This is a genomic window from Herbiconiux aconitum (assembly GCF_024979235.1).
In the GTDB taxonomy this organism is placed as follows: Bacteria; Actinomycetota; Actinomycetes; order Actinomycetales; family Microbacteriaceae; genus Herbiconiux; species Herbiconiux aconitum.
Genome location: NZ_JANLCM010000001.1, coordinates 731,907 through 756,624 on the forward strand (window position 1 = coordinate 731,907; position 24,718 = coordinate 756,624).

The window sequence follows — 24,718 nt, forward strand, 5'->3', positions numbered from 1 at the left end:
TCTCCTTCAATCACGGGAATGACTGGGTCACTTGAGTCCGCTGGAGGCGAGGCCGTTGATGACCCGGCGCTGCAGCAGGATGAACAGGATCAAGATCGGTGCCATGGCCAGCAGGCTCGCCGCCATCACGAGCGGGAAGTCGGTGGTGCGGTCGCCGATCAGCGTCGCGAGCCCGGCCGAGAGCGGCATGTGCTCGCTGAAGGTGGTGACCACGAGCGGCCAGAGCAGCTCGTTCCACGACCAGAGCGCGGTGGTGATGGCCAGCACGCTGATGGTCGGCTTCGCGAGTGGCAGCATGATGCGCCAGAAGATGGTGAACGGATTCGCGCCGTCCAGCCGCGCGGCCTCCTCCAGCTCCACCGGCATCGCGAGGAACGCTGTGCGCATCAGATAGGTACCGAAGGCGCTGAAGAGCCCAGGCAGCACCAGCCCGCCGAGACTGTCGAGAAGGCCGAGACCCTGCACGATCTGGTACTGCGACAGCAGGTACACCTGCGAAGGCACCATCAGGATCGACAGCACGAGGGCGAGCAGGATCGCGCGGCCGCGGAAGCGCATCCGGGCGAAGGCATAGCCCGCGAGCGTGCAGAACAGGATCTGCGCGACCGTGCGGATGACGGTGATGAGCACCGAGGTCTGCAACTGGTCGAGGAACGGCAGGCGCTCGAAGACCCGCACGTAGTTGTCCCACTGCAACTCGGCCGGCCAGAGAGTGGGCGGCACACTCTGCACCTCGGCGGTCGTGGACAGCGACATGATGATCTGCCAGATGAACGGGAACGCCATGATCAGTCCGCCCACACCGAGCACGATGTGCGCCACGACGTGCGATCCGCCACGGCGGCGCTGACGACGGCGGCGGCTCATGGCCCGCACCGGGATGGCCTCAGTCACCCTTCACCCACTTCCTCTGGAACCGGAACTGCAGAACGGTCACCAGGCCGATGATCAAGAAGATCACCATGGCGATGGCGGCCGCGAAGCCCTTGTCGTTGTTGACGAAGCCCTCGCGATAGAAGAAGTAGACGAGGGACATGCTCCGCGGCAGCACGGGGTTGCTGCTGCCGAGGATGGCGTAGAGCAGGTCGAAGAGCTGGAAGCTCGAGATGACGGTGACGATCGTGACGAAGAAGATCGTGGGCGACAGCAGTGGCACCGTGATCGAACGGAACTGCCGCCAGCGCGACGCGCCGTCGAGGTCGGCCGCTTCGTAAAGCTCCGGGGGGATGTTCTTGAGGCCTGCCGAGAGCACGATCAGGCTGAAGCCGAGCGATGACCACAGACCGACGATCGCCACGGCGACGATGGAGAATCCCGGCGTGGAGATCCAGTACGGCCCCTGGATGCCCACGAGGCTCAGCAGGTAGTTGAGCATGCCGTAGTCGCCGTTGAAGATGATGCGCCACACCATCGCCACAGCGGTGGGCATCGCGACGTAGGGCAGGAAGAAGAGTACGCGGTACAGCGACGCGAAACGGAGACCCGGGAGGTTGAGCAGACTCGCGAGGTAGACGGAGATCGGCACGCCGAGCAGCACGATCAGCGTGTAGATGATGGTGTTCACCAGCGAGAGGTAGAGCTGCGGGTCGGCGAAGAGCGTGAGGTAGTTCACGATGCCGGAGAAGGTGGAGCCTCCGAAAGGGCCGGTCTCGGTGAGCGAGATCCAGGCGGTCTGCACGATCGGCCACAGGTAGAACACCACGACGCCCAGCACGAGTGGGGCGACGAACAGCCACGGCCAGAAGCCGTCGCCGCGGCGGCGCTTGTCCGAGCGCGGCGAGTCGGAGCCGGTCGGCCGGGTCGGGTCGAGGTCATCGGGGCCGGACGGGGCGGCTGCCCGGCCCCGCCCGGCCCCGCCCCGGAGGGACGAGGCGGGCGGAACCGTGCGGCGTGCGTCAGTCGTCATCGGGTCACTCCTTCGCGAGAGCGGCGTCCATCTGATCGGAGAGTTCGGTCGCGACCTCGTCGACCGGCCGCTCACCCGAGAACGCCTGCGGCAGCAGGTCGGTCTCGAAGGCGTTCCAGACCGCCGTGTTGTTGCTCACCGGCAGCGGCACCGAGTAGTCGACGGCGTCGAGGAAGACCTGGAGGTCGGCGTCGGGCATCGAGTCGGTGAAGGCGCTCTGGGTTCCGGTGAAGGCGGGGATGATCGATCCGGCGTCGCCCTGCTGCTGCTGGGCATCCTTGCTGGCGAGGAAGACCTGCAATGCCTGAGCTGCCTGCATGTTCTTCGACTTCGCCGAGACGACGTTCGAGACACCGTGGATGACGGTCGCCTGCTTCTCACCGATCGGGAGCGGGAGAACCGTCACGTCGGCGGCCAGAGCGGGGTCGGTGAGGGCCGAACGGAACCAGCTGCCGCCCCAGTACATCGCCAGCTTGCCCGACACGAACCACTGGTCGGCCGTGGTGTCGGTGAGCTGCTGGATCGAAGGCGATGCACCATCGGCGATCAGGTCGGTCCAGAACTGAAGGCCGGCCTCCGTCTCGGGGGTGGCATAGCCCGACTTGCCGTCGTCGATGACCTGGCCGCCGGCCTGGAAGATGGTGTCGTAGTAGGTGGTCTGGCCATCCATACCGCCGGCTGCACCGTATTCTCCGTCGGCCTTCAGCGCCGTGGAGATCGCGCTCGCGGCCTGCTGGAACTCGTCCCAGGTCCAGTCGCCGGTGGGCAGCGCCACACCGGCTTTCTCGAACAGGGCCTTGTTCGCCCAGATGCCGATCGTGTCGAAGTCCTTCGGCACTCCGTACTGCACGTCGTCGATGGTGTAGAGGTCGACGAGCGACTTCGGGTAGTTGGCCGGGTCGATGTCACCCGCCTCGACCTCGCCGGTGATGGGCTGGATCTGGTCGTTCGAGGCGTAGAGGCCGATGTTCGGACCGTTCATCCAGAACACGTCGGGCAGGGTGCCGCTGGAGGCCTGAGTCTGCAGCTTCGTCCAGTACTCGGCGTACGGGGTGACGTTCACCGTCACCTTGATGTTCGGGTAGATCTCGTTGAAGGCGGCGATGTTCTCATCGATCGCCGCCACCTGCTGCTGGTCCCAGACACCGTAGGTGATGTCGGCCGAGAGGTCTTTGGCCGGGGCTGCGTACTCGCCCGAGGAGCCGGTGCCCGCACCGGAGCCGGAGCCGGCGCAACCGCTCGCGACCAGCGCCAGGCCGACGGCGAAGGCGGCGCCGGCGACGAGGCGGCGTGCGGCTCTACGTCGCGCGGGAGGGGGGAACGAGGAGTTCATCAGAAGGTCCTTCCAGTGGTGTTCGGGGAGAGGGATGGTGAAAGGAATGCTGCGGGAGCGAAGTGTGCGGCGACGTGCGCAGGAAGCAGGGGCACGTCGAGGGGGCGTGAACCGTCGCGGAGCGATGCCGCGGCGAGCGCTCCGGCGGCCACGGCCTCGCGGGCGGCCAGCGGACTGACCAGGGTGGGTCGGCCGTCGATGAGGTGGTCGAAGAATTCGGTCATGGTGAGCAGATCGGCATCCTCGTGCCCGCTCTCCACGCCCTCGATCGGGTACTCGAGGTCACCGGCGACCTGCCACTCGTGACGACGGTTCCACACCTTCACGACCCCGCCGGCCGTGTCGCCGACGTTCTCGAGCCGGCCCTCGGTGCCGATCACCGTGTAGTTGCGCCAGTAGTCCGGAGTGAAGTGGCACTGCTGGTAGCTCGCCATCACGCCGTTCTCGAGCGTCATCATCATCATCGACACGTCTTCGACGTCGACGACCGGATTCAGGCCGATCTGGCTCGCGGGCGGCCAGTTGTCGAACGAGAACCAGTCGGTCATGAGCTCGCCGCGGCGGTCGCGACGGTCGGTGACGTCGCCGTAGACCATGAGATCGCCCATGCCAACGACGCGGCGCGTGTAGCTCGAGGCGAGGTAGTGCACCACGTCGATGTCGTGACTGGCCTTCTGCAGCAGCAGGGTGCCGGTCTTCGAACGGTCGGCGTGCCAGTCCTTGAAGTAGTAGTCGCCGCCGTTGCCCACGAAGTGGCGCACCCAGACGGCCTTGACCTGCCCGATCTCGCCGCGGTCGATCACGGCGCGCATGGTGCGCACCACGGCGGAGTGCCGCATGTTGTGGCCCACGTAGAGCACGGTGCCGGTCTCGGCGGCCGTGCTCAGCACGCGGTCGGCGCCTTCGAGGCTGATCGCGAGCGGCTTCTCGAGGTAGACGGCGATGCCGGCCTCCAGCAGCGCGACCGCGATGGCCTCGTGGGTGTGGTCGGGCGTGGTGACGATCGCGGCCGTCACCTGGCGCGCGGCGATCAGGTCGCCGATACTCGCGTGGACCGTCGCCTCGGGGTAGGCCTGGCGCGCCCGCTCCTGGCCGACGGGGTCGGGCTCGACCACGGCGACCACGCGCGCACCGGGCCGCGCCTCAGGCACGTGCTGGGCGATCGCGGCGCGTTGGCCGAAGCCGATCACGGCGACCGGGACGGCGTTGCCGTCGGTGACTGGAATCGTCGGGCGCAGCGCCCTCACATCTTCGTGCATGACGACATCCTGCAACACTTGCGCGTATTTGTCACTACTGGTGCTGAAATGAGCATGTCCAGACACTAGCTTTCGACGAAGCGCTCACAAAGCGTGCAGAGAATTGTTAACGACCCTGTAACACGCGAGCGGTGGCGGCCCCGACGTCGGGCGGGTCAGGATGCGGGGGCGACGATGACCTCGACACCCGCGGCGTCGAATTCTCCGGCCAGCTCGCGCGACACCGGCTGATCCGTGACCAGCACGTCGATCCGCGACAGCGGGCAGATGCGCGCGAAGGTGCTGCGACCGAGCTTGGTGGCGTCGGCCGCGATCACGAGCCGGCGGGAGACCGCCGCGATCTCGCGGCTCGCCTCCGCCTCGCCCTCGTGCAGCGTCGTGGCCCCGAAGGTGCCGCTCAACCCATCGACCCCCAGCACGGCGATGTCGATGCTGAAGTCGCGGAGCGATGCCGCCACCAGGGGGCCGACCAGTTCGTAGGACTGCCGCCGGGGCACCCCGCCGGTGACCACGATCTTGATGTGCTCGCGCACCGACATCTCGTACGCGATGTTCAGTGCATTCGTCACGATGGTGACACCCGCGGCATCCGCCCCGCCACGCAGTCGCTCGCTGCGCCCCAGCATCCGTGCGACCTCACTCGTCGTCGTGCCGCCGTTCAGCCCGACCGAGTCGCCGGGAGCGATCAGATCGGACACCGCCCGCGCGATCGCCACCTTGGCCTCGGCCTGCCGCGCGATCTTGTACTGCAGGGGCAGCTCGTAGCCCGACCCGAGAGCCGAGGCCCCGCCGTGGGTGCGCGTGACCAGGCGCTGATCGGAGAGGGTGTTGAGGTCGCGCCGCACGGTCGCGGTCGAGACCCCGAGCGCATCGCTCACCTCCGCGATCGACACGCTGCCGCGCTCGGAGACGAGTTCGAGTACGACGTTGAGACGTTGCTGCTGGGTCATCTGGCGGCCGATCCTTCGTTGGGTGCTCCATTTTCGCACAGATGATCTTGCGCGTTGTGATTGATTCTGCTCAAATACAGAGATATCAATCATTCCTGTTCTGTCTTCGCTCAGGACAGCTCCTGTGACCGAAAGAAGTCTCATGCCCTCCACCTTCGTCGAAGCGGAAATCGCCTCCCAGCCCGACACCTGGAGACTCGCCGCCGAGCTGGTGGCCGACGTCGCCGGGCAGTTGCCGCGCGCCGGGGAACGCGTGGCGGTGGTCGGATGCGGCACCAGCTGGTTCATCGCCATGTCGTACGCCGTGCTGCGGGAGAGCGCCGGGCAGGGCGTGACCGACGCCTTCGCGGGCAGCGAATACCCCGCCTCCCGTCAGTACGACCGCGTCGTCGCGATCTCGCGCTCGGGCACCACAACCGAGATCATCGAGCTGCTCAAGGCGCTCGACTCGACACCGACGACACTGATCACGGCCGTGGGCGACTCCCCCGCCGCACTGCACGCCGACGAGACCATCGCCCTCCCCTTCGCCGATGAGCGCTCCGTGGTGCAGACCCGCTTCGCCACCTCGGCACTCACCCTGTTGCGGGTGCACGTGGGCGACGACATCGCGTCGATCATCGCCGATGGCGAGCGCGCCCTGCAGATCCCGATCGACGACCTGCTCACGGCGAACCAGTGCAGCTTTGTGGGCCTCGGCTGGGCGGTCGGCCTCACCTTCGAGGCGGCGCTCAAGACGCGCGAGGCCGCGCAGTTCTGGTCGGAGTCCTACCCGGCCATGGACTACCGTCACGGCCCGATCGCCATCGCAGAACCTGGCCGGCTCGTCTGGAGTCTCGGTGAAGCGCCTGTGGGCCTCGCCGAGGAGATCGCCGAGACCGGAGCGCGTTTCGTGCACCACGAACTCGACCCGCAGGCGGCCCTCGTGGTCGCTCAGCGGTTCGCCGTGGGCCTCGCCCTCTCGCGTGGCCTCGACCCGGACAACCCGCGCGCGCTCACGCGATCTGTCATCCTGGCCTGACGACGATGGTGGCACCGAAGACGACGGCGCGGCGACGGGTGGCCGAGCGACGAGTGGCGCGGAGGAGGCGCGAGCGATGATCGGCATCGACGTGGGCGGAACGACCATCAAGGGCATCCGCGTATCGATCGCGGATGCCGGCGCCGGAGCCGACGGAGCCGCCGCTCTCGCCGGCCCGATCGAGGCAGAGCTCCGAGTGCACACTCCCACGCCCGACCCGACGGGGGAACGGATCGTCGAAGCGGTCGCCGGTCTGGTCGAATCGCTCGGCGGCGCGACGGATGCGGCGATCGGCCTGGCCGTGCCCGGCATCGTCGATGAAGCGCGGGGCCTCGCCCTCTGGTCATCCAACGTGGGCCTCCGCGACGCCCCCATCCGGGCCCTGGCCGAGGGCAGGCTCGGCACCGCTGTCGCTCTCGGGCAAGACGTGCGTGCGGGCGCCCTGGCCGAGGTGCGCTCCGGCGCCGCCCGCGATGTCGACGGGTCGGTCGCCTTCGTGCCCATCGGCACCGGTGTGGCCGCCGCCTTCCTGGTGCACGGGCATCCGCTGGTCTCGGGCGGCTGGGCCGGTGAGATCGGCCAGATCGTGCTCCGCTCGGGGCCGTTCGCCGGACTCCGTGTCGAAGAGGTGGCGTCGGCGTCGGCGACCGCACGCCGGGCCGGTGAGCCGAACGCCCGCGCGGTTGCTGTGCGGGTGGCGGCCGGCGACGAGTCGGCGATCGCCGTCTGGGCCGACACCATCTCGGTGCTGGCCGACGCCCTCGCGGGCATCGTGGTGACGGTCGCACCCACGGCGATCGTGGTCGGGGGCGGGCTCGCCCAGGCCGGGCCACTGCTCTTCGATCCGCTGCGCGTCGCGGTGGCGGAGCGTATCGGGCACCTCCGCGCGCCGCAGCTGGTCGCCGCCCGGCACGGCGATCAGGCGGGCGCACTCGGCGCCGCCTATCTGGCCGCCGACCTCGCAGCCGACCTCGCCGCGGGGCGGTCTTCGTGAGCGGCGGTGTGTTCATACGGGCTCGCCGACTCGTCGACGGGGCAGGGCACGACGGCCCGGGCTGGCTGCAGGTGGCCGACGGCGTGATCGTGGCCGGCGGCGACGGCGGCGTCCCGACCGCCGGAGAGCACGATGGCGTGCTCGATCTCGAGACCGTCATGCCCGGCTTCATCGACACCCACGTGCACGGAGCGATGGGCGCCGAGTTCAGCGCCCTCGGCACCGACCCCGCTCCCGCGATCGAACACCACGCCCACACGGGAAGCACGACCGTGGTGGCCTCCCTCGCCACCGGCGAGCGCACGACCACGATCGAACGGATGCGCGAACTCGCCCCGCTCGTCAGAGCCGGTGCGCTCGCCGGTCTGCACCTCGAGGGCCCGTTCCTCTCGGTCGAACGCCGTGGCGCTCACAACCCGTTGCTCCTCCGCGAACCCGCGGCGGGGTCGGTCGACGAATTGCTCGATGCGGCCGACGGCACACTGCTCATGGTCACCCTCGCTCCCGAGCTCCCCGGAGCGCTGGAGGCGATCGCCCGCCTACGCGCGGCCGGCGTGACGGTCGCGATCGGCCACACCGCCGCATCCGCTGACCGGGTGCGTGAAGCGGTCGACACCGGCGCCACCGTCGTGACCCATCTCTTCAACGGGATGCCGCCACTGCACCATCGGGCCCCCGGCCCCGTGGGGATCGCTCTCACCGACGAACGACTCGTGGTGGAACTGATCGGCGACGGCCGGCACGTCGACGACGAGGCGATCGATGTGGCCCGGCGCGCGGCATCCGCTCGCTACGTGCTCGTGTCGGACGCGATGGCCGCAACGGGGCTCGGCGACGGGCGGTATCGCCTGGCCGGCTCCGAGGTCGTGGTGTCGGAGGGCGCTGCGATGCTGGCCGACGGCTCGTCGCTCGCCGGCAGCAGCACACCTGTCGCGGGGGCGGTCAGCCGCCTCCTCCGGCGCGGCGTCGACCTGCCCGAGATCGTCGCGGCTACGAACACCGTTCCCGCGCGGTCGCTTGGGCTCGCACCGCGCGCCTTGGTGCCCGGTGCGACCGCCGATCTGCTCGAACTGGCCGGCTCACGGGTCGCCCGGGTGATGAGGAGGGGAACATGGCTCGCGTCGTCGTGATCACCCCGAACCCCGCGATCGACGTGACTTATCGCGTCGACGTACAGCGGCTCGGCGAGACCGTGCGCGTCGTCGACGCGACCCGTCGCGCCGGGGGCAAGGGCATCAACGTCGCGCGGGTGCTGCACGCGCTCGGCCGCCCGGTGATGGCGGTGCAGCCTCTCGGCGGTGCGAGCGGAGGGTGGATCGACGACGAACTGGCAGCCGCCGGCATCGACACAGTGTCCGTGCCCACCGGGCGCGAGACCCGGACCACGGTCGCCGTGGTGGACGGGCGCAGCCATCCCACGCTCTACTCCGAGCCGGGCGCCGCGCTCGACGACGGCGTCTGGCGGGCGCTCGAGTCCGCGATCGTCGAGCACTGCGGGCCTCAGGACATCCTCGTCATCGCCGGTTCGTTCCCGCCGGCGACGACGGCTCTGCAGGTCGCTTCGCTCGTGGCCGCCGGCACGTCGGCCGGTGCTCTCGTGGTGGTGGATGCCAGCGGTGAGGCGCTCGTCGCCGCCGCCGACGCGGGAGCCGACATCCTGAAGCCCAACGAATCGGAACTTCTCGAAGCCACCGGCACGTCGACGCTCGATGCGGGGCTCGCGGCGCTGTTCGCGCGGGGCGCCGGATGCCTCGTGATCTCGCGGGGGTCGGCCGGACTGATCGGCGCCTCAGCCGACGGCGACCGCGTGGCGCAGGACGGTGTTCCCGGGGTCTCCGGCAATCCCACCGGCGCCGGCGACGCGGCCACAGCCGGACTGGTGGCCGCACTCGCCGACGGCCTTCCCCTCCCCGAGGCGCTCCGCTGCGCAGCCATCACGGGAGCCGCCGCCGTGCTGGCACCGATCGCCGGGGTGATCGACCCCGCCGATCTCCCGCGCCTCGCTGCGCGTCTTGACGGCGGAAGCTTTCCTCTCGCCCTCCCCACCGCTTACCCCCCGACCCCGAGGTGACCATGACGACAACCACCACCACCCACCCCGATCTCGTCGATCAAGCCCGTCGCGCGCAGCGCGGTCTCGGCGCGTTCAACGTGGTGCTGCTCGAACACGCGGAAGCCATCGTCGCCGGTGCCGAGCGGGCCGAGCTGCCGGTGGTGCTGCAGATCAGCCACAACGCGGCGCGCTACCACGGCGGGCTCGAGCCGATCGCGCTGGCGAGTCTCGCCCTCGCGCGGGCGGCATCGGTGCCGGCCATCGTGCACCTCGACCATGCCGAAGACGTCGCGCTGGTCGAACTCGCAGTGAGCCTCGGGGTGCACAGCGTGATGTTCGACGGATCAGCACTCCCCTACGACGAGAACGTCGCCACCACCCGTTCGGTGGTGGATCTCTGCCATGCCAACGGGGTGCGGGTGGAGGCCGAGCTCGGTGAGGTGGGCGGCAAAGACGGCGTGCACGCGCCCGGAGTGCGCACCCGCCCCGAGGAGGCGGCCGCGTTCGTCGCCGCCACCGGTGTCGACTCGCTCGCCGTGGCGGTGGGCACCTCGCACGCCATGACGTCACGGGTGGCGACCGTCGACCGGTCGCTCGTCGGCGAACTGGCCGCCGCGGTCGAGGTGCCGCTCGTGCTGCACGGCTCGTCGGGTCTCAGCGACGACGAGCTCATCGCGGCCGTGCACGCGGGCATGACGAAGATCAACATCTCCACGCATCTCAACGGCCTCTTCACGGGCGCGGTGCGCGACGCACTGTCGGCGGATACCGCGCTCGTCGACCCGCGCAAGTACATCGCGCCGGGGCGGGAGGCCGTGGCCGTCGAGGTCGCGCGCATCCTGCGGCTGCTCGCGTCGTGAGCGTCTCGCTGCTGGGCCTCGCGGCTCCGGACGTCGCGGCCCCGGATGTCGCGGCCGATCCTGCGTTCGTGGAGTGGCTCGCGTCGGCGATCGAGGGTGACGCGAGGGCCGACCGAGCCGTCGGCGAGGCCGAGGCGGAGACGGCGACCCGTCGCATCCGTCGCCCCGACCCCCGGCCCGACGAGGGCCGCGACGTGGCGCACCTCGCCGCCGCGTTCCTCGCGGTCGAGCCGGTCGCCGTGCAACGGCACCGTCGGCTCGGCCTCTCCGACGAGGTCACGGCGGCCACTCTCGCCGACGTCGGGCGCAAGATCGACGCCTATGGCGCATCCGTCGACCTGTCGTGGCTCGTCGGCCTCGCCCGGGCTGACGTGATCGCCTTGGGGCGGCTGCAGTTCGAGCGCTGGGCCTCCCCGGAGGGTCGCGCGCTGCACATCCCGGAGGGCGGGCCGCTCGACCCGCGCGCGGTCGACGACTCCCTACGGCAGGCGCGTGAGCTCTTCGGCGCCGGCCCGATCGTCTGCCACACCTGGCTCTTCGACCCGGCACTGCTGGCCCTCCCGGCGGAGAGCAACATCGTCGCCTTCGCGAGCCGTTTCGAAACGCTTCCCGCAGAACCGGATGCCTCGGAGCCGGCAGCCGCCGACCACGCCGTCGCCAAGTTCGTCTTCCGTCGGCCCGTGGCCGATGTGCTCGATCCCGCTCGTGTGGTTCCGCGCACCGCGGTGGAGAGGATCGTGGCCGAGCGACTCCGCTCGGGCGCGCACTGGTCGGAGCGTCGCGGCATCCTCATCCGCTGATCAACCGGCGTCGCCGCTGCCGCGCGCCTAGGCGGGGAAGGCCAGGAGGGCCCGCTCGGCCGCACGCGCGAGCACGGCGCGGGGCGCACCCGCCGCCGCCTGCACGGCGAGACCGGCCGTCACCATCGCGAGGTACTTCGCCAAAGCCTCGGCGTCTTCACTCGCGGGCAGGTCGCCCTCGTCGATCGCCCGCTGGAAGCGCTCGGCGAACTTCGCCTCGCCGGCCGCGCGGCTGTCGTTGAGAAAGGTGACGACACGGTGGTGCTCGGGGCTGCCCGACAGGCCGCCCTGCACGGAGAGGCAGCCGGGTGGCCTGTCCGTCTCGGTGATCGCGATCACGTTGCTGCGCAGATAGTGCTCGGCCACCTGCCGCGCGGTGGGCTCGGCGATCGCATCGGCGGTGTAGGCCATGTCCACCACCGCATAGCGCTCCACCGCTCGCTTGAAGGTCTCCTCCTTGTTGCCGAACGCCGCGTAGAGGCTCGGACGGCTGATCTTCATCGCCTCCGTCAGGTCGTCGAGCGTCGTGCCCTCGTAGCCCTGGCGCCAGAAGATCTCGATCGCCCGGTCGAGTGCGTCGTCGAGCGCGAACTCCCGGGGTCTACCGCGTTCTGCCATGGCGACTCCCTTTTCTGTACTTCTTAGAACACATTTAGCGGGTTCGGGAATTCCCGCGTACCCCCACGACTTTTGTGTACCGAACGGAACAGAAATAGGAGTTCATCATGACCGCATCCACCACCCTTCCCCTCGCCGGCAAGACCGCCCTCGTCACCGGAGCCTCCCGGGGCATCGGCGCCGGCATCGCCCAGGAGCTGGCCCGCCAGGGCGCCCGCGTCGCCATCACCTACTGGTCGTCGCCCGAGCGCGCCGAGTCGGTCGTGCGGGAGATCGCCGAGGCGGGCGGCAGCGCCGTCGCCATCCGCGCGAACAACGCGGAATCGGCCGGGGCCCGCCAGGGAGTCACCGAAGCGGTGGCGGCGCTCGGATCTCTCGACATCCTCGTCAACAGCGCGGGCGGCGGATGGTTCGAGCCCTTCTCCGACGCCTCCGACGAGCACATCGAGCAGACCATCGATCTCAACATCCGCGGCACGCTCTACACGACCCATGAAGCCCTGAAGCACCTGCCCGACGGCGGTCGCATCATCACCATCGGCAGCGTGACCGCCGAGAGCATCCCGTTTCCCGGCGGCTCCGTCTACGGCATGAGCAAGGCGGCCCTGGTGGCCTTCACCCGCGGTCTGTCCCGCGACCTCGGCGAGCGCAAGATCACCGCGAACATCGTGCAGCCCGGCCCGATCGACACCGAGGGCAACCCGTCCGACGGCCCGGCCGGCGATTACATGGCGAGCCTGACCTCCCTCAAGCAGTTCGCAGCGCCCAAGGATGTCGGGGCTCTCGTGGCGTGGATCGCCTCCGACCAAGCGCACTTCATGACCGGATCGATCGTGACGCTCGACGGCGGTTGGACGGCATGAGCACCAGCACGACGCCGCCGCTCGGCCGGTTGGGCATCTGGAGCCTGGAGCTGCGAGGGCCCAGCAAGGCCGAGATCCACGACGCCGCTGCGGCACTCGACGCCGACGGCTGGCGGGCCCTCTGGATCGCCGGCGCGAACGGCCCAGGCATCTGGCACGATGCCGACGGCCTCCTCTCCGCGGCCCCGCGTTCGACGGTCGCGTTCGGGGTGATGAGCATCTGGAGCCCGGATGCGCGCGTCGCGGCCGGCGAGCACCAACGGCTCACCGACCGCCACGGCCGGCGGCTCATCGCGGGCCTCGGGGTGAGCAACGCGGATGCGGCGGCTTCGGCCGGCCAAGAGTTCGGCACACCGCTGAGCGCGATGAACCGCTACCTCGACGAGCTCGACGGAGCCCCGGCTCCGCTCGGCGTCGGCGTCGGCGTCGGCGTCGGCGACCGGATGCTCGGGGCACTCGGGCCGCGGATGGTCGCGCTGGCCGGTCGCCGGGCCGCCGGCATCCATCCGTTCCTCGTCACGCCGGAGTCGAACGCGGTCAACCGCGACCTGCTCGGCCCCGACGGCCTCATCGCGCCGCATCAGGCGGTGGTGCTCGAGACCGACCCCTCGAAGGCACGCGAGATCGCCCGTCGCGGCATCGGCATGTTCATCGGCTTCCCGAGCTACCAGCAGAACCTTCGCCGGCTCGGCTTCGGCGACGACGATCTGGTTCCGGGCGGCAGCGACCGTCTGATCGACGCCACCGTGGCCTGGGGTTCGCTCGACGACATCCGTCGCCGCATCGGCGAGCACTGGGACGCGGGCGCCGACCACGTGGCCCTGCACGTGCTCACCGCCCACCGAGGGCTGCCGACGGCCGAGTGGAGCGAACTCAGCGCGCTCCTCGACTAGGCGCGGCGGGCTCACGCGCGTCGAGGCCCGCCAGGAAGAGGTCGACCCCGAGTTCGAAGACCGCGGGGCCCTCGGGCGTTGCGCCGGAGGCCTCGGCGGGGTCGGTGGCGAACGGCTCGACCACCACACCCAGACTGTCGGCCTGCAGTCGCTGCTGCTCGTGCCAGGTCTGGCCGATCACGAAGTGGAGCAGGGCCTCTGCGGAGCGCTCGGCGATCATCCGGTCGAAGCCGCCGCGCTCGATCGACGCCGCGAGGCGCCGACCCGCTTCACGCGCTCCGAGGCCCAGGGCCAGGGCGCTCGAGACCACCTCGGCGCCGTCTTTGAACGCCAAGAGCGCATCATGCAACGCCATCGCGTCGAAATGCACGGCGTCGCGCCAGTCGTCGGCGGCAACCGGGCGGGTTCGCGTGCGGGACACGATCTCGTCGGCGACCGCCGCCAAGAGGGTCTGCTTGTTCGGAAAATGCCAGTAGAGGGCGCTGGCCTGCACACCGAGGCTCTCGGCGAGGTTGCGCATGGTGAGATCGGGCAGGCCCTGACGGTCGAGGATGCCGAGCGCCGCCACGACGACATCGCCGCTCGATCGGCGCGGAGCGCGCGGTTCTGACCTTTCCGATTTCACCGTCATCGTGTCATCCTATAACCTGAACACCGTTCAAGTGAACAGTGTTCAGGATGGAGCAGCAGATGAAATTCGACGTTCGGGATCTGGCCAGGATCGCGGTCTTCGCCGCCATCATCGCGGTGCTCGGCATCCCCGGCGCCATCCCCATCTTCGGCAACGCGGTTCCCATCACCGCCCAGACCCTCGGCGTCATGCTTGCCGGTGCGGTGCTCGGCGCCTGGCGCGGCGCCGCGGCGGTGGTGGTGTTCCTGCTGCTCGTGCTCGTCGGGCTGCCGCTCCTCTCCGGCGGACACGGCGGCGCCGGCGTCTTCGTGGGTCCTTCGGCCGGCTACCTCTTCGGGTGGATCCTCGGCGCCTTCGTGACCGGCGCCATCGTGCACGCCGGGCACCGCCGCCCCACCTGGTGGCGCACGGCGCTCGGCTCGGTCGTGGGCGGCATCCTCGTGATCTACGCTGTCGGGGTGCCCGTTCAGGCCCTCGTCACCCACCTGCCGCTCGGCGCGACGGCGCTCGCGAGCACCGTCTACCTACCGGGCGATGTGATCAAGGCAGTCGTCGCGACCCTCATCACGATGGCGCTGTGGCGTGCCTACCCGCGGGCCTTCGGCGACCAGGTGCGCGTCGCGCCCGCAGCGAAGATCGACGCGATCGTTCGATGACCACGCCGTTCCCCTCGATCCCGGCCCCCTCCGACGGCACCCCGCCGCCGCGGGAGCTCGTGTTCGAGGGCGTGGGCGTCGACCTGGCCGGGGTGAGCATCCTGAGCGACGTCACCCTGACGCTGCCCCAGCAGCGCATCGCCGTGATCGGATCGAACGGATCGGGCAAGTCGACCTTCGCGCGCCTGCTCGGCGGCCTGGTCGCACCCACCCGCGGCCGGGTGGGCATCCACGGCCACGACCTCGTCGCCGAACGCAAGCGGGTGCTGCGGATGGTCGGCTCCGTGTTCAGCAATCCGGACGCGCAGATCATCATGCCCACTGTGGCCGAAGACGTCGCGTTCTCGCTGCGCCGCCGTGGCCTCACCCGGGAGGAAATAGCCCGCCGGGTGACCGCGACACTCGAGCGCTACGGACTGGCCGAACGGGCGGATGCTCCCGCCCACAGCCTCTCCGGCGGCCAGAAGCAGCTGCTCGCCCTGAGCGCAGTGCTCATCACCGACCCGGCGCTCATCGTGGCCGACGAGCCGACCGCTCTGCTCGACGGCCGCAACAGCCGACTGATCAGCTCGCTGCTGCTCGACGAGATCCCCCAGCAGCTCGTGCTGGTCACCCACGACCTCGAACTCGCCGCTCGGTGCGACGTCGCGGTGCGGTTCGAAGACGGCCGTCTGTTCGAGGTCGACGATCCGGCGCCCGTCATCGCGCGGTATCGGAGGGATCTCGGATGATCACCCTCTACCGTCCGGGCACGAGCATCGTCCACCGCCTGCCCGCCGGGCCGAAGCTGCTCGGCCTGATGCTCCTGGCCATCGCCATCACGGTCTTCGCGAACAACGCCTGGTCCATCGCCGGAGCCTCGGCGCTCGTGGTCGTGGGCTACTTCGCCGCCGGGTTCGGCCCGCTCGAGATCGCGCGCCAGCTCTGGAAACTGCGCTGGATCGTGGCGATCACCCTCATCACCCAGGTCATCTTCCTTCCCCTGCCGGTCGCGGCCACGAACACCGGCCGCGTGGTCACCGTCGTGATGCTCGCGACCCTCCTCACGCTGACCACCCGCACCAGCGCCCTGCTCGACGCGGTCGAGCGCGGGCTGGCGCCGCTCCGCCGCATCGGGGTCGATCCGGCTCGGGTCGGCCTGCTGATGGCGATGACGATCACCGTCGTGCCTGTCATCGCCGGGTACGCGTCGAGCATCCGCGACGCCCAGCGTGCCCGGGGAGCAAAGCCTCGGCTGCGCATCCTGGTCATGCCGCTGCTCGTGATGTCGCTGAAGCACGCCGATGACCTCGGCGACGCCCTGATCGCCCGGGGTGCCGAATGAGTGCCGGCCCCGCGGTCTTCGGGCCGACCATCGACGACCAGACCCGGTGCATCCACTACGGCTCGGCCGTCGACATCATCGCCATCAAGTTCTTCTGCTGCGGCCGCTACTACCCCTGCCACCTCTGCCACGCCGAGACGGCCGGACACCCGGCCGAGCAGTGGCCGCGGGCGCAGTGGGATTCGCGCGCCATCCTCTGCGGCGAGTGCAAAGCCGAGATCAGCATCGCCGACTACCTCGAGGTCACCGCCTGCCCCTCCTGCGATGCAGCCTTCAACGAGGGGTGCCGCCTGCACAGCCACCTCTACTTCGAGAGTGAACCGCGCCCGTCCGTCTGAGAGGTCCGCGGGTGTGGTGGCGGCACCTTGAAGCGGCACGGCAGTGGCGCCGGGCGACTCCGTCTTCGGAGACGACGACGGCATCGATCGAGGTCTGAAGCAGGTGCCGCGCGTGCTCCTCAGGCGGCGGGGGTGGCGAGCAGCTCGGAGATCTCGTCGTCTGTGAGCGGCACCCACGGCGAGCTGTCGGGGTCGGCGCTGGCGGCCTCGGGGCTTGCACCCTGGTTCCACCACTTCGACTCGTAGGGCACACCGTCGAACAGCACGCGGTCGTCTTTGTCGTAGACGGATGCGCCGGCCCAGTCGGGATAGGTGCCCGCCGGCAGCGTGAGCGCCTGGTAGGGCTTCTCGCCCGGGAGAACGGGGCCCACCAGGGTCCACGGGGTCTCCCACTCGTTCAGCACCGGGTCGTCGGGGGTGTCCCCGCGGGTCCACCACTTGGCCTGGTACACGTTGCCGTGCCACACGATCTTCGTGCCCTTCAGATACGACGACTCCGCCGCCCAGATGGGGTAGGGGCTGGTGGCAGGGTCGTCGACCACGGGCTGGTCGGCGTCGGGCGTGGTCACCGAGGAGGCGGAGAGATCCGGATGCCCGGCGAAGCCTGCCGAGAGCAGCCCCGCGAACGTCTGGTCGCCCTGGTCGATGCCGCTGCAGGCATCTGAGACCCGTTTCAGGTCGACGTAGTTCGGTCCGCAGGTGGCGTCGCGGTTCAGCGACCAGAGCGACATGCGCCCGAGTCCCTGCTGCTGGGCGAAGGCGTTGAGGGCCGACGCATCGGCGAGACCGAAGACGTCGCCCTTCACGTCGTTCTGGCCCGCCATCGGTGTGGCGCCGATCTTCGACCAGAGCGTCGCGTCGGAGAGCTCGATGTCGGCCTGGGAATAGAGCGCGTCGAGTTGGCGGTGCGTCGCCTTGAGGGCGTCGATGGAGGCGTCGGCCATCGACTCGGTGCCGCGGCTCGAGCCGTAGTTCATCGTCATCACGTTGATGCCGGCGAGATCGACCCCCGCGTCGAGCATCTGGGCGACGGTGTCGGTGGCCTCCTCGGTCAGACCCGAGGGGGCGACCGGGAGGGTGAGCCAGACGGCGAGGTCGTCTCCCTTGTCCCGCCGGGCCTGCTGCAGTGCGGCGATCGCGGTGGCCCGCCGTTCCCCCGCCGCCGAGTCGCTCAGCGCCGAGCCCTCGATGTCGAGGTCGATGGTGGAGAGCTCGTAACGATCGATGACCGAGGCGTACGCCGACTGGAGCGCAGCGGGATCGGTGCATCCGCTGGCCAGCTCGTCGTTGCGCTGGCCGCCGAAGGAGACCACCGCGTCGCCCCCGGCCTGGCGCAGGCGGGCGAGTCGGCGGTCGAGGTCGAGGTCTTTGGAGGCGCCGTCGAGGGTGTAGGCCGTGCCCCAGGTGGGAACGCAGGGATCGTCGGTGGAAGCGACGACGAACGAGAGCACCACGTCCTGATCGGCCGGCTGCGCCGGGGTCTCGAAGGCGTAGGTGGGTGTGGCCGTGACGTCGACGTAGCCCGCGAACCAGGGGCTCACCGTGTCGGCGTGCGCGGAGTCGAAGCTCTGCACGGCGACGAAGGTGCCGAGCGAGAGGGCCGCGATGGCGCCGACGGCGATGCTGACCCGCAGTGGCGAGAGTCGCTTGCCGGCGTGCGGGCCGGATGCGGCGGGCATGACGGTGCTCGGGGAAGCCGGGGTGACGCCGCTCATGCCGCGCTCCGCTCGGCGCCGACCGTCTCTCGGCCGTGCGTGCCGGCGGCACCAGGACCGTTGCCGCCTCCCAGGCCGCCGCGGGCACCTCGCTCCTTGCGCGTGCTGCGATCCTTCCGCGCGTCACGGTCTCCGGATGCGCGGCGTCGCGTCGAGCGCGAGACCGCCGTCGCCGGGTCGGCCGGGTTTCCGTGGTAGAGCACCGAGCGCCAGTCGACGGCGTCGAAGTCGAGTTCGGGCTGCGACGCAGACCCGGCAGCACTGGCCGGTGGGGCGCCGGCCGACAGCGCGAGCGAGGGGGCTGCCGCGGCACCACCCGCTCCCGCTGCTGCTTCTCCCGCACCCGCTCCGGCTCCCGACGCGACCGCGGCCGGTTTGCGGTCGACGTAGAGCCACTTGGTGAGGCCGAGCCAGACATCCACGAGCGACGGCCCGATGCCGATGTTCGCGAGGATGGCCCAGCTGGCGAGCGAGGCGTTGAGCGCAGCGAACGCCGCGTTGCCCCAGTTCTGGGCGCCGAAGTCGCGCCAGAAGGTGAGCACCGAGAACACGACGATGGCGTACGGCGCCACGACGTAGAGCAGCGGCGCCGCCGTGCGGTTGCGCACCTTCGGCGTGCGAGCGAACGGGATCTTCTTCGACGAGATCGCCTGCTCGAGCGACTTGAACACGCCCGCCAGGTTCACCGGGAGCAGGATCAGGTTGAAGCCGTAGATGCGGAAGATGTCGGTGAACGTGTACCCGCTGTAGCGCAGGTCGCTGCCCATGGCGATGAAGTACGGCAGCGCCGCGATCAACACCACCGGGCTCAGCAGCCGGCTGTCGTAGGGGTAGGCGAGCAGGAACACCAGGCCGAAGCTCGCCCAGGTGATGGAGGCCATGTAGTTCACGCGCAACAGGATCTCCGCGATGCCCACCGGATGCCCGGCGCGCTGGCGGGCGCGGATCTGCCGCCAGAACTTCGGCAGGATGAGCAGGCCCCCGTTCGCCCAGCGCCGGCGCTGCACGATCAGCGATCCGAAGTCGGGCGGGGTGGCGCTGTAGCTGAGGCGCTCGGGGTAGTTGACGAGGGTCCAGCCGTGCAGGCCCAGGTCGACGCTCGACTCGGTGTCTTCGATGACGGTGCGGTCTTGCACGTAGCGGCGCACCTCGAATCCGCCCACCGTCTCGATCTCAACGATGTCTTCGAGAGCGGGCTTCCGGATGACCGCGTTCGCGCCCACCCAGAAGGTCGCGCCGTAGTGCGTCATGCCCTGGTGCTGGATGTGCTGCAGATCGGTGGTGGCGCCGGCGAGGCGCTCGATGCGGGTCGGCGCACCGCGGAACGAGGAGTAGGGGGTCTGCGTCACGGCGACCCGCTCGTTGTGCGGCTGCTCGAGGAAGTAGACGAGCCGGAGGCAGTACTCGCGCAGCAACAACGAGTCGGCGTCGAGGGTGAGGAGGTAGCCGGCATCCGGAACCTCGTAATAGTCAGTGGGCACAGCATCGGCCGTCTCGTCGGCGTCGACGGGGCGCAGGATGACGCCGTCAGGGCTCTGCTCGCGGCGGAACCGCCCGCCCATCAGTCCGATGTAGGAGTTGAGGTTCATGGCCTTGTTGGCCTCGTGCGAGAGCGACGCGAACTTCTTGCGCTCGAAGGTCTCGAGTTCGGCCGAGAAGATCCAGACGAGGCGGCGGTGCAGTTCGAGCATCCGCTCGGCCGAGGGCGACTCGTCGACGTCGAGGGCGAGATCGAGGGCGTCGGCAGTGACACGCAGGTCGCCGGCGAGGGCGCCGAGCACCTGCTCCACGAAGAAGGTGTCGACGTGGTCGGTGCGCTCCTCGTGGTCGGCCATCGTCTGCAGCCAGTCAGCCGCGTCGGAGTAGGCGCCCGCCAGCCGGCGCACGTCGGATGCGTGCACCGCGTCGCCGAGCAGCTGGCCCCCTTCGAAACTCAGCAGCGCATCGACGGCGCGGTCCCGCGGTGCGCGCAGGTCGTCGGCGATGTCGGACGCGATTCGGCGCGATGCCTCCAACTGTGCGGCGACGCCCGGATCGGAGGGGAAGGGCGGGTCGTCGAGCAGCAGCACGACGCGGAGCGAGGGGTATTCCTGCAGCGCGGCCGACCACAGTGTCTTGCGCACGACGGCCGGTTCTTCACTGTAGGAGGGAACGAGCACCGTCATGGTCTGGTGCGCCGCCGAGAAGTGCTTGTCGAGCTCGGCTCGCGGCACCCGCACGTGGTCGCGGAAGCGCTGCAGTGCGCCTTGCCGAGCGACGAGGTACATCAGGGCCGAGAAGGTGAGAAAGGTCACGACCACGAGGTAGGAGATGGCTTCGGTGGTGAACCGGAAGCTCTCGGTGCCGTTGTTCAGGAACTGCCGCACGACGGTGGAGACGACGTAGGTGATCCACGCGGCGACGGTGATCACGATGGCCAGGCGGCCCCAGGTGATCTTCGTGTCGCTCGGGATCGCGTGCACGGTGGAGAGGGGTTCGGTGCTGCGCTCGGCGCCCAGTTGTCGTTTTCGGGCAGGCGAAGCCAGTGACTTCGTAGACATGTGTTCCTCGGGTCGAAGACGATGTTCAGCTGAGAGAAAGGGGTGGTGCGTGCAGCAGAGCGTTGGGGACGCTGGGGGTGAGCTGCACGCACCACCGCGGCATCGAGCGTTGGGGACGCTTGGGTGATGCCGCGGACGGCTGCGGGGGGTGACCGCTACCGTCCGGGATTGTGGGACCGGTGGCGGGTGACCACCGATCCGAGAGTGACACTACTCCCGAATCCGCTCCCGTTTCAGGGGCGTTTCGAGGCTCCCAGCTTCAGTCGGGCGCCTCCCCCGGTCGGGGGCCACGTGTTTCTCATTACTACAAACGATCAGGCATTTTGTTCTGCGGTACCGGACCTAATCTTCGACGCCATCGGTCGAACGAGCGCCGGCGTTGTGGTGGCCTTCGTGCGATCTTGAGCCGAAGCTGCGGAAATCTTTGGGGTTCATGGAGGCACGCGACCTCTTTTCGCGCGTCGGCCATCCGCCTAGGCTCGGAGAGTCAGTTCATCGCACCAATGGAGGTCGACCATGAGCAACAACACGTACCGCATCACCGAGATCGTGGGCACCTCGCCCGAGGGCACGGATGCCGCGATCCGCAACGGTCTCGCCCGCGCCACCAAGACGCTGCGCAACGTCGACTGGTTCGAGGTCGTGTCGACCCGCGGCGAACTCGAAGACGGGGCGGTCGCGCACTTCCAGGTGACGCTCAAGGTGGGGTTCCGGCTCGAAGACGAGTAGGGCTACGGCGCGATGGCGGCCACGAGCACCGGGCCTCCGGCAGCAGCTCTCAGGGCGTCGCGCTAAGAGAGCACGTCTTTCGACGCGAATCTCCCGTAGGCGAGCGCGCCGAACACCACGACGTAGCCCAGTTGCAGCAGGGCGTTGCCGCCGAACGACGACCACTCGATCGGCTGCCGCAGCAGGTCGGCGAAGTCGAGCCAGTAGTAGCTGAAGAGCCACGGATGCAGCCACTCGGTCTGCGAGAGCTGACCCAGCACCTGCGAGACGATCGAGATCACGACGGTCGCCGCCATCGCGCCCACCGGAGCATCCGTCAGTGTCGAGATGAACAAGCCGATGGCGCTGAGGCCGAGCAGCCCGAGCGTGACGAAGGCGGCGATCAGCAGCGACCTCAGCAGGGCCTCGCCCACGCCGATGCTGTCGCCCGAGAGCAGGGTCACCGGACCGATCGGAAACAGGGCGATGCCGATCAGGATGCCGGCGAGCGACACGGTCACCGTCGCGGCCAGGCAGAAGACCGCGGCGGCGGCGTATTTCACGACGAGCAGGCGGATGCGCCCCACCGGCGACACCAGGAGGTAGCGGAGCGTGCCGGTGCTCGCCTCCCCCGCGATCGAATCGCCGGCCACCACGCCGACGGTGAGCGGGAGGAACAGGGGAATGGAGACGACCAACGCCGTCATCCCGACGAAGAGCCCGTTCTGGGTGATGCGGTCGAGGAAGGCAGGGCCGCGGCCGTCGCCTCCGTCGGTGACGCGGATGGCCACGGCGATGAGGATCGGGATGGCGGCGAGGGCGGCGAGCATCGCCCAGGTGCGGCGGCGCCGGAAGAGCACCGAGAGCTCCGACGCGAAGAACCCCCAACCGAGCGAGCGGTTCGATCGCCGGGCCAGGAGGTCGGCGGGGCGGGGGTCTGTCACTGATTCACTGGACAACGTCGAACCCCTCCCCGGTCAGTGCAACGAAGAGGTCTTCGAGCGAGGCCTGCTGCACCGCGAATCCGCGCACCCGCACCCCGCCCGCGACGAGCGCGGCCACCACGTCTTCGGGAGCCACGCTCTCGGGAAGCGCTGCACTCAGCACGGTCTCCCCCGGGCTGTCGCTGCCGGGTCGCGCAAACAGTTCTTCCGCGGGCGACAGTGGGCCGTTCGCGCCACCCGGCGCGGCGTCGATGTCGGGCGGGAGGCCCAGGTCGGCGAGGATGCGGGAGGCTCGCTGCGCGTCGGGGGCGAGCACGACGACGCGGGCGCGGGTCTGGCCCGCGAGGCGCAGCTCGTCGAGGGTGCCTTGTGCCACGAGACGGCCGCCGCTCATCACCGCGGCGTGCGTGCACATCTGCTCGATCTCGGCCAGCAAGTGGCTCGACACGAAGACCGTCGTGCCCTCGGAGGCGAGCGAGCGGATGAGGTGGCGCACCTCGCGGGTGCCCTGAGGGTCGAGTCCGTTGGTGGGCTCGTCGAGCACGATGAGCTCGCGCGGGGCGAGCAGCGCGTTGGCGATGCCGAGCCGCTGCTTCATGCCCAACGAGTAGGCGCGCACCTTCTTGCCGGCGGCGTGGGTGAGGCCCACTCGCTCGAGGGCGTGGTCGACGCGGGCGGAACGGCTTGCTCCGGGCGCGAATCCGTCGGCCGCATCCAGTCGGTGGAGGTTCGACGCCCCGGAGAGGAAGGGGTAGAAGCCGGGCCCTTCGATCAGCGCACCGACCCCGGGCAGCACGGTCGCCAAGCGGCGCGGCATCTCCTGCCCCAGCACCCGGATGTCGCCCGCGGTCGCCGAGGCGAGGCCGAGGAGCATGCGGATCGTGGTGGTCTTGCCCGATCCGTTCGGCCCGAGGAATCCGAACACCGATCCCTGCGGCACCGCGAGGTCGACACCGTCGACCGCGAGTTGCTTGCCGAAGCGCTTCGTGAGTCCGGAGGTCTCGATCGCGAACTCGCCGCGCGCGGCGGGCGCGACGGCGGTTGCGCTCACTCGGCCGGAGCGGGAGCGGCCGTGGCCGCCGGAGCCGGGGCGACCGGCGCGGCATCGGCCGCGGCCTGCAGCGCCTCCACCGGCACGGCGCCCGCGAGCACGCGTCCGTCGTCGGTCAGGAGCACCGAGACCAGGGTGGTCTGGAGGGCCCGACCACCGTCGACCGGCGTGAGCAGCTGGGCGATCAGGGGCGACGAAGTGAGCTCTGACGCTTCATCTCCGACAGCGAGCGAGACGATCGAACCCCAGCCTTCGCCCGTTACGACGGGTTCTGGATGCGTCTGGCCGGCACCAGCTGGTGCGTCGCCCTTTAGCTCATCGCGCGTGGGGAACGGCTTCTCCGTGACGGTGGTGCCTTCGGGCGCCGTGAAGTCGAAGAGGTCGGCCGAGGGGGCGTCGAGCGAGAGGTCGGTGAAGCCGACACTGAAGGCCGGTGAGGATGCGCCGCGAGCGAGCACCTCGACCTGCAGCGGCAAGCCGGTCTCGGAGTCGACCGCGATCGACACCGAACCGACCAGGGTCTCGGAGCCACGCGGCGTGAGCACCAGGTCGTAGGCCGAGCGGCCCGCGACCTCGGTGTCGGCGCCGAGTGTCACCTCGGTGCTCGGGTCGACCGCGTCGAGGTACTTCTGGGCGAGCTGGCCCGGCGTCGCGACGTCGGTGGGCAGCGGTGCGGGCGCCTCACCCGCACCCCAGGTCGACGGGTCGGGCAACGTGGTGTGCACGGCCGTGTCGTCGCTGGAGTCGTAGAGCCAGACGTCGTCGCCGTTGCGGATCGCATCCCGCTCGGCCAGCTGATCGAGGATCTGCACCCGCAGTTTGTCGGAACCGTCGGCGTAGACCCGAGCCGAGTGATCGGTGGTGAGCAGTTCGAGAGCGGAGCCGAGAGATGCGTCGTTCTCTGCTGCGGTGCCGGAGTCGGAACCGCCGGAACCGGAGCCACCCGAGCCACCCATGGACGACCCACCGGGCACGCTCGACAGGTCGGGCAGACCGAGGTCGGAGCTCTGCTCCACCGTGCCGGAGAAGGACTGCACGTCGGTCGAAGCGGCGAGCTCGAGCACCTGCTGCGGGGTCTTCTCCGGTAGGTCGGCCGACGCGCTGGTGGCGAAAACGCCGCCCACGACGGCAACTGCCACGACGGCCGGGGCCGCGATCGCGGGAACCCAGCGCTGCCACTTTCGGGCCATGCTGATCAACTTCTTCCGGAACTGAACGGGATGAGCAAGAATCTGCGTTCGACGTTACGCCGACCACCCGG

General features: G+C 69.7%; 25 protein-coding genes. 13 read left to right on the forward strand and 12 right to left on the reverse strand.

Features of this window, described 5'->3' with window-relative positions; genetic code table 11:
• Window positions 1–27 precede the first annotated feature (27 nt).
• From N1027_RS03325 to N1027_RS03345, 5 genes are all read right to left on the reverse strand, one after another.
• On the reverse strand, window positions 28–894 hold the full coding sequence (locus tag N1027_RS03325) for a carbohydrate ABC transporter permease (protein ID WP_308199772.1): 867 nt from the start codon (window positions 892–894) through the stop codon (window positions 28–30).
• Entirely contained in the window at window positions 887–1,906 is a 1,020-nt protein-coding gene (locus N1027_RS03330; RefSeq protein ID WP_259505199.1) for a carbohydrate ABC transporter permease, read from the reverse strand. The genes N1027_RS03325 and N1027_RS03330 overlap by 8 nt, the downstream gene beginning before the upstream one ends.
• A 4-nt stretch (window positions 1,907–1,910) precedes the next feature.
• Window positions 1,911–3,239 (reverse strand): ABC transporter substrate-binding protein, encoded by a 1,329-nt coding sequence (locus tag N1027_RS03335; RefSeq protein WP_259505205.1) that lies wholly within the window; start codon window positions 3,237–3,239, stop codon window positions 1,911–1,913.
• The gene (locus N1027_RS03340; protein ID WP_259505206.1) at window positions 3,239–4,498 is read right to left on the reverse strand and encodes a Gfo/Idh/MocA family protein; all 1,260 of its coding nucleotides are present in this window, start codon (window positions 4,496–4,498) and stop codon (window positions 3,239–3,241) included. The genes N1027_RS03335 and N1027_RS03340 overlap by 1 nt, the downstream gene beginning before the upstream one ends.
• A gap of 155 nt (window positions 4,499–4,653) precedes the next feature.
• On the reverse strand, window positions 4,654–5,448 hold the full coding sequence (locus tag N1027_RS03345) for a DeoR/GlpR family DNA-binding transcription regulator (RefSeq protein WP_259505208.1): 795 nt from the start codon (window positions 5,446–5,448) through the stop codon (window positions 4,654–4,656).
• 142 nt (window positions 5,449–5,590) lie between these two features.
• On the opposite strand from N1027_RS03345, the gene N1027_RS03350 reads away from it, so the two are divergent.
• From N1027_RS03350 to N1027_RS03375, 6 genes are all read left to right on the forward strand, one after another.
• On the forward strand, window positions 5,591–6,469 hold the full coding sequence (locus N1027_RS03350) for an SIS domain-containing protein (protein WP_259505217.1): 879 nt from the start codon (window positions 5,591–5,593) through the stop codon (window positions 6,467–6,469).
• A 76-nt stretch (window positions 6,470–6,545) separates the two neighbouring features.
• Window positions 6,546–7,463, forward strand: a complete 918-nt coding sequence (locus N1027_RS03355; protein ID WP_259505219.1) for an ROK family protein — start codon at window positions 6,546–6,548, stop codon at window positions 7,461–7,463.
• Window positions 7,464–7,471: 8 nt separating this feature from the next.
• Window positions 7,472–8,593: an N-acetylglucosamine-6-phosphate deacetylase gene (locus N1027_RS03360; protein ID WP_259505220.1), complete on the forward strand. Its 1,122-nt coding sequence runs from the start codon at window positions 7,472–7,474 to the stop codon at window positions 8,591–8,593.
• A complete protein-coding gene (locus N1027_RS03365; protein WP_259505222.1) occupies window positions 8,575–9,534 on the forward strand; it encodes a 1-phosphofructokinase family hexose kinase in 960 nt (319 codons plus the stop codon). Before N1027_RS03360 ends, N1027_RS03365 begins: the two co-directional genes overlap by 19 nt.
• Window positions 9,535–9,536: 2 nt before the next feature.
• Window positions 9,537–10,376: a class II fructose-bisphosphate aldolase gene (locus N1027_RS03370; protein ID WP_259505223.1), complete on the forward strand. Its 840-nt coding sequence runs from the start codon at window positions 9,537–9,539 to the stop codon at window positions 10,374–10,376.
• On the forward strand, window positions 10,373–11,176 hold the full coding sequence (locus N1027_RS03375; RefSeq protein WP_259505224.1) for an acyltransferase domain-containing protein: 804 nt from the start codon (window positions 10,373–10,375) through the stop codon (window positions 11,174–11,176). Before N1027_RS03370 ends, N1027_RS03375 begins: the two co-directional genes overlap by 4 nt.
• Window positions 11,177–11,203: 27 nt before the next feature.
• Here N1027_RS03375 and N1027_RS03380 read toward each other — a convergent pair whose 3' ends face one another.
• The gene (locus N1027_RS03380) at window positions 11,204–11,794 is read right to left on the reverse strand and encodes a TetR/AcrR family transcriptional regulator (protein WP_259505226.1); all 591 of its coding nucleotides are present in this window, start codon (window positions 11,792–11,794) and stop codon (window positions 11,204–11,206) included.
• A 107-nt stretch (window positions 11,795–11,901) separates the two neighbouring features.
• Between N1027_RS03380 and N1027_RS03385 the strand changes: the two genes are divergently transcribed.
• The gene (locus N1027_RS03385; RefSeq protein WP_259505227.1) at window positions 11,902–12,657 is read left to right on the forward strand and encodes an SDR family NAD(P)-dependent oxidoreductase; all 756 of its coding nucleotides are present in this window, start codon (window positions 11,902–11,904) and stop codon (window positions 12,655–12,657) included.
• Window positions 12,654–13,550: a TIGR03620 family F420-dependent LLM class oxidoreductase gene (locus N1027_RS03390; RefSeq protein WP_259505228.1), complete on the forward strand. Its 897-nt coding sequence runs from the start codon at window positions 12,654–12,656 to the stop codon at window positions 13,548–13,550. Before N1027_RS03385 ends, N1027_RS03390 begins: the two co-directional genes overlap by 4 nt.
• Here N1027_RS03390 and N1027_RS03395 read toward each other — a convergent pair.
• Window positions 13,531–14,181 carry a TetR family transcriptional regulator gene (locus tag N1027_RS03395; protein ID WP_259505230.1) on the reverse strand — a complete coding sequence of 217 codons (651 nt, stop codon included), beginning with the start codon at window positions 14,179–14,181 and terminating at the stop codon, window positions 13,531–13,533. The genes N1027_RS03390 and N1027_RS03395 overlap by 20 nt on opposite strands.
• Before the next feature lie 59 nt (window positions 14,182–14,240).
• Here N1027_RS03395 and N1027_RS03400 point away from each other — a divergent pair, with 59 nt between their 5' ends.
• Genes N1027_RS03400 through N1027_RS03415 form a run of 4 tightly spaced genes read left to right on the forward strand, consistent with a single transcriptional unit; the run spans window position 14,241 to window position 16,499 of the window.
• Window positions 14,241–14,837 (forward strand): biotin transporter BioY, encoded by a 597-nt coding sequence (locus tag N1027_RS03400; RefSeq protein ID WP_259505232.1) that lies wholly within the window; start codon window positions 14,241–14,243, stop codon window positions 14,835–14,837.
• Window positions 14,834–15,568 carry an energy-coupling factor ABC transporter ATP-binding protein gene (locus N1027_RS03405; protein ID WP_259505233.1) on the forward strand — a complete coding sequence of 245 codons (735 nt, stop codon included), beginning with the start codon at window positions 14,834–14,836 and terminating at the stop codon, window positions 15,566–15,568. Before N1027_RS03400 ends, N1027_RS03405 begins: the two co-directional genes overlap by 4 nt.
• Window positions 15,565–16,161, forward strand: a complete 597-nt coding sequence (locus N1027_RS03410; protein WP_259505235.1) for an energy-coupling factor transporter transmembrane component T family protein — start codon at window positions 15,565–15,567, stop codon at window positions 16,159–16,161. The genes N1027_RS03405 and N1027_RS03410 overlap by 4 nt, the downstream gene beginning before the upstream one ends.
• Entirely contained in the window at window positions 16,158–16,499 is a 342-nt protein-coding gene (locus tag N1027_RS03415; RefSeq protein WP_259505237.1) for a CHY zinc finger protein, read from the forward strand. Before N1027_RS03410 ends, N1027_RS03415 begins: the two co-directional genes overlap by 4 nt.
• A 119-nt stretch (window positions 16,500–16,618) precedes the next feature.
• Here the strand turns inward: N1027_RS03415 and N1027_RS03420 are convergent, their stop codons facing one another.
• Together N1027_RS03420 and N1027_RS03425 are read right to left on the reverse strand one after the other, a co-directional pair.
• Window positions 16,619–18,214 (reverse strand): chitinase, encoded by a 1,596-nt coding sequence (locus N1027_RS03420; RefSeq protein ID WP_259505239.1) that lies wholly within the window; start codon window positions 18,212–18,214, stop codon window positions 16,619–16,621.
• Complete coding sequence (locus tag N1027_RS03425) at window positions 18,211–20,754, reverse strand: glycosyltransferase family 2 protein (RefSeq protein WP_259505240.1); 2,544 nt, start codon at window positions 20,752–20,754, stop codon at window positions 18,211–18,213. Before N1027_RS03425 ends, N1027_RS03420 begins: the two co-directional genes overlap by 4 nt.
• A gap of 516 nt (window positions 20,755–21,270) precedes the next feature.
• On the opposite strand from N1027_RS03425, the gene N1027_RS03430 reads away from it, so the two are divergent.
• Entirely contained in the window at window positions 21,271–21,483 is a 213-nt protein-coding gene (locus tag N1027_RS03430; protein ID WP_259505242.1) for a dodecin, read from the forward strand.
• 62 nt (window positions 21,484–21,545) lie between these two features.
• Here N1027_RS03430 and N1027_RS03435 read toward each other — a convergent pair whose 3' ends face one another.
• The 3 genes from N1027_RS03435 to N1027_RS03445 are packed head-to-tail and all read right to left on the reverse strand — an operon-like array spanning window position 21,546 to window position 24,647.
• The gene (locus tag N1027_RS03435) at window positions 21,546–22,379 is read right to left on the reverse strand and encodes an ABC transporter permease (RefSeq protein ID WP_259507876.1); all 834 of its coding nucleotides are present in this window, start codon (window positions 22,377–22,379) and stop codon (window positions 21,546–21,548) included.
• A 31-nt stretch (window positions 22,380–22,410) separates the two neighbouring features.
• Complete coding sequence (locus N1027_RS03440; protein WP_259505243.1) at window positions 22,411–23,457, reverse strand: ABC transporter ATP-binding protein; 1,047 nt, start codon at window positions 23,455–23,457, stop codon at window positions 22,411–22,413.
• On the reverse strand, window positions 23,454–24,647 hold the full coding sequence (locus N1027_RS03445; RefSeq protein WP_259505245.1) for a LolA family protein: 1,194 nt from the start codon (window positions 24,645–24,647) through the stop codon (window positions 23,454–23,456). Before N1027_RS03445 ends, N1027_RS03440 begins: the two co-directional genes overlap by 4 nt.
• Between the last annotated feature and the right edge of the window lie 71 nt (window positions 24,648–24,718).

Bases quoted from the DNA above. Each gene is read 5' to 3' on its own strand.
- N1027_RS03340 (WP_259505206.1), bottom strand. From the start codon at position 4,498: ATGCACGAAGATGTGAGGGCGCTGCGCCCGACGATTCCAGTCACCGAC.
- N1027_RS03420 (WP_259505239.1), bottom strand. From the start codon at position 18,214: ATGAGCGGCGTCACCCCGGCTTCCCCGAGCACCGTCATGCCCGCCGCA.
- N1027_RS03335 (WP_259505205.1), bottom strand. From the start codon at position 3,239: ATGAACTCCTCGTTCCCCCCTCCCGCGCGACGTAGAGCCGCACGCCGC.
- N1027_RS03345 (WP_259505208.1), bottom strand. From the start codon at position 5,448: ATGACCCAGCAGCAACGTCTCAACGTCGTACTCGAACTCGTCTCCGAG.
- N1027_RS03430 (WP_259505242.1), top strand. From the start codon at position 21,271: ATGAGCAACAACACGTACCGCATCACCGAGATCGTGGGCACCTCGCCC.
- N1027_RS03395 (WP_259505230.1), bottom strand. From the start codon at position 14,181: ATGACGGTGAAATCGGAAAGGTCAGAACCGCGCGCTCCGCGCCGATCG.
- N1027_RS03350 (WP_259505217.1), top strand. From the start codon at position 5,591: ATGCCCTCCACCTTCGTCGAAGCGGAAATCGCCTCCCAGCCCGACACC.
- N1027_RS03445 (WP_259505245.1), bottom strand. From the start codon at position 24,647: ATGGCCCGAAAGTGGCAGCGCTGGGTTCCCGCGATCGCGGCCCCGGCC.
- N1027_RS03410 (WP_259505235.1), top strand. From the start codon at position 15,565: ATGATCACCCTCTACCGTCCGGGCACGAGCATCGTCCACCGCCTGCCC.
- N1027_RS03355 (WP_259505219.1), top strand. From the start codon at position 6,546: ATGATCGGCATCGACGTGGGCGGAACGACCATCAAGGGCATCCGCGTA.
- N1027_RS03385 (WP_259505227.1), top strand. From the start codon at position 11,902: ATGACCGCATCCACCACCCTTCCCCTCGCCGGCAAGACCGCCCTCGTC.
- N1027_RS03405 (WP_259505233.1), top strand. From the start codon at position 14,834: ATGACCACGCCGTTCCCCTCGATCCCGGCCCCCTCCGACGGCACCCCG.
- N1027_RS03390 (WP_259505228.1), top strand. From the start codon at position 12,654: ATGAGCACCAGCACGACGCCGCCGCTCGGCCGGTTGGGCATCTGGAGC.
- N1027_RS03400 (WP_259505232.1), top strand. From the start codon at position 14,241: ATGAAATTCGACGTTCGGGATCTGGCCAGGATCGCGGTCTTCGCCGCC.
- N1027_RS03380 (WP_259505226.1), bottom strand. From the start codon at position 11,794: ATGGCAGAACGCGGTAGACCCCGGGAGTTCGCGCTCGACGACGCACTC.
- N1027_RS03425 (WP_259505240.1), bottom strand. From the start codon at position 20,754: ATGTCTACGAAGTCACTGGCTTCGCCTGCCCGAAAACGACAACTGGGC.
- N1027_RS03365 (WP_259505222.1), top strand. From the start codon at position 8,575: ATGGCTCGCGTCGTCGTGATCACCCCGAACCCCGCGATCGACGTGACT.
- N1027_RS03330 (WP_259505199.1), bottom strand. From the start codon at position 1,906: ATGACGACTGACGCACGCCGCACGGTTCCGCCCGCCTCGTCCCTCCGG.
- N1027_RS03415 (WP_259505237.1), top strand. From the start codon at position 16,158: ATGAGTGCCGGCCCCGCGGTCTTCGGGCCGACCATCGACGACCAGACC.
- N1027_RS03370 (WP_259505223.1), top strand. From the start codon at position 9,537: ATGACGACAACCACCACCACCCACCCCGATCTCGTCGATCAAGCCCGT.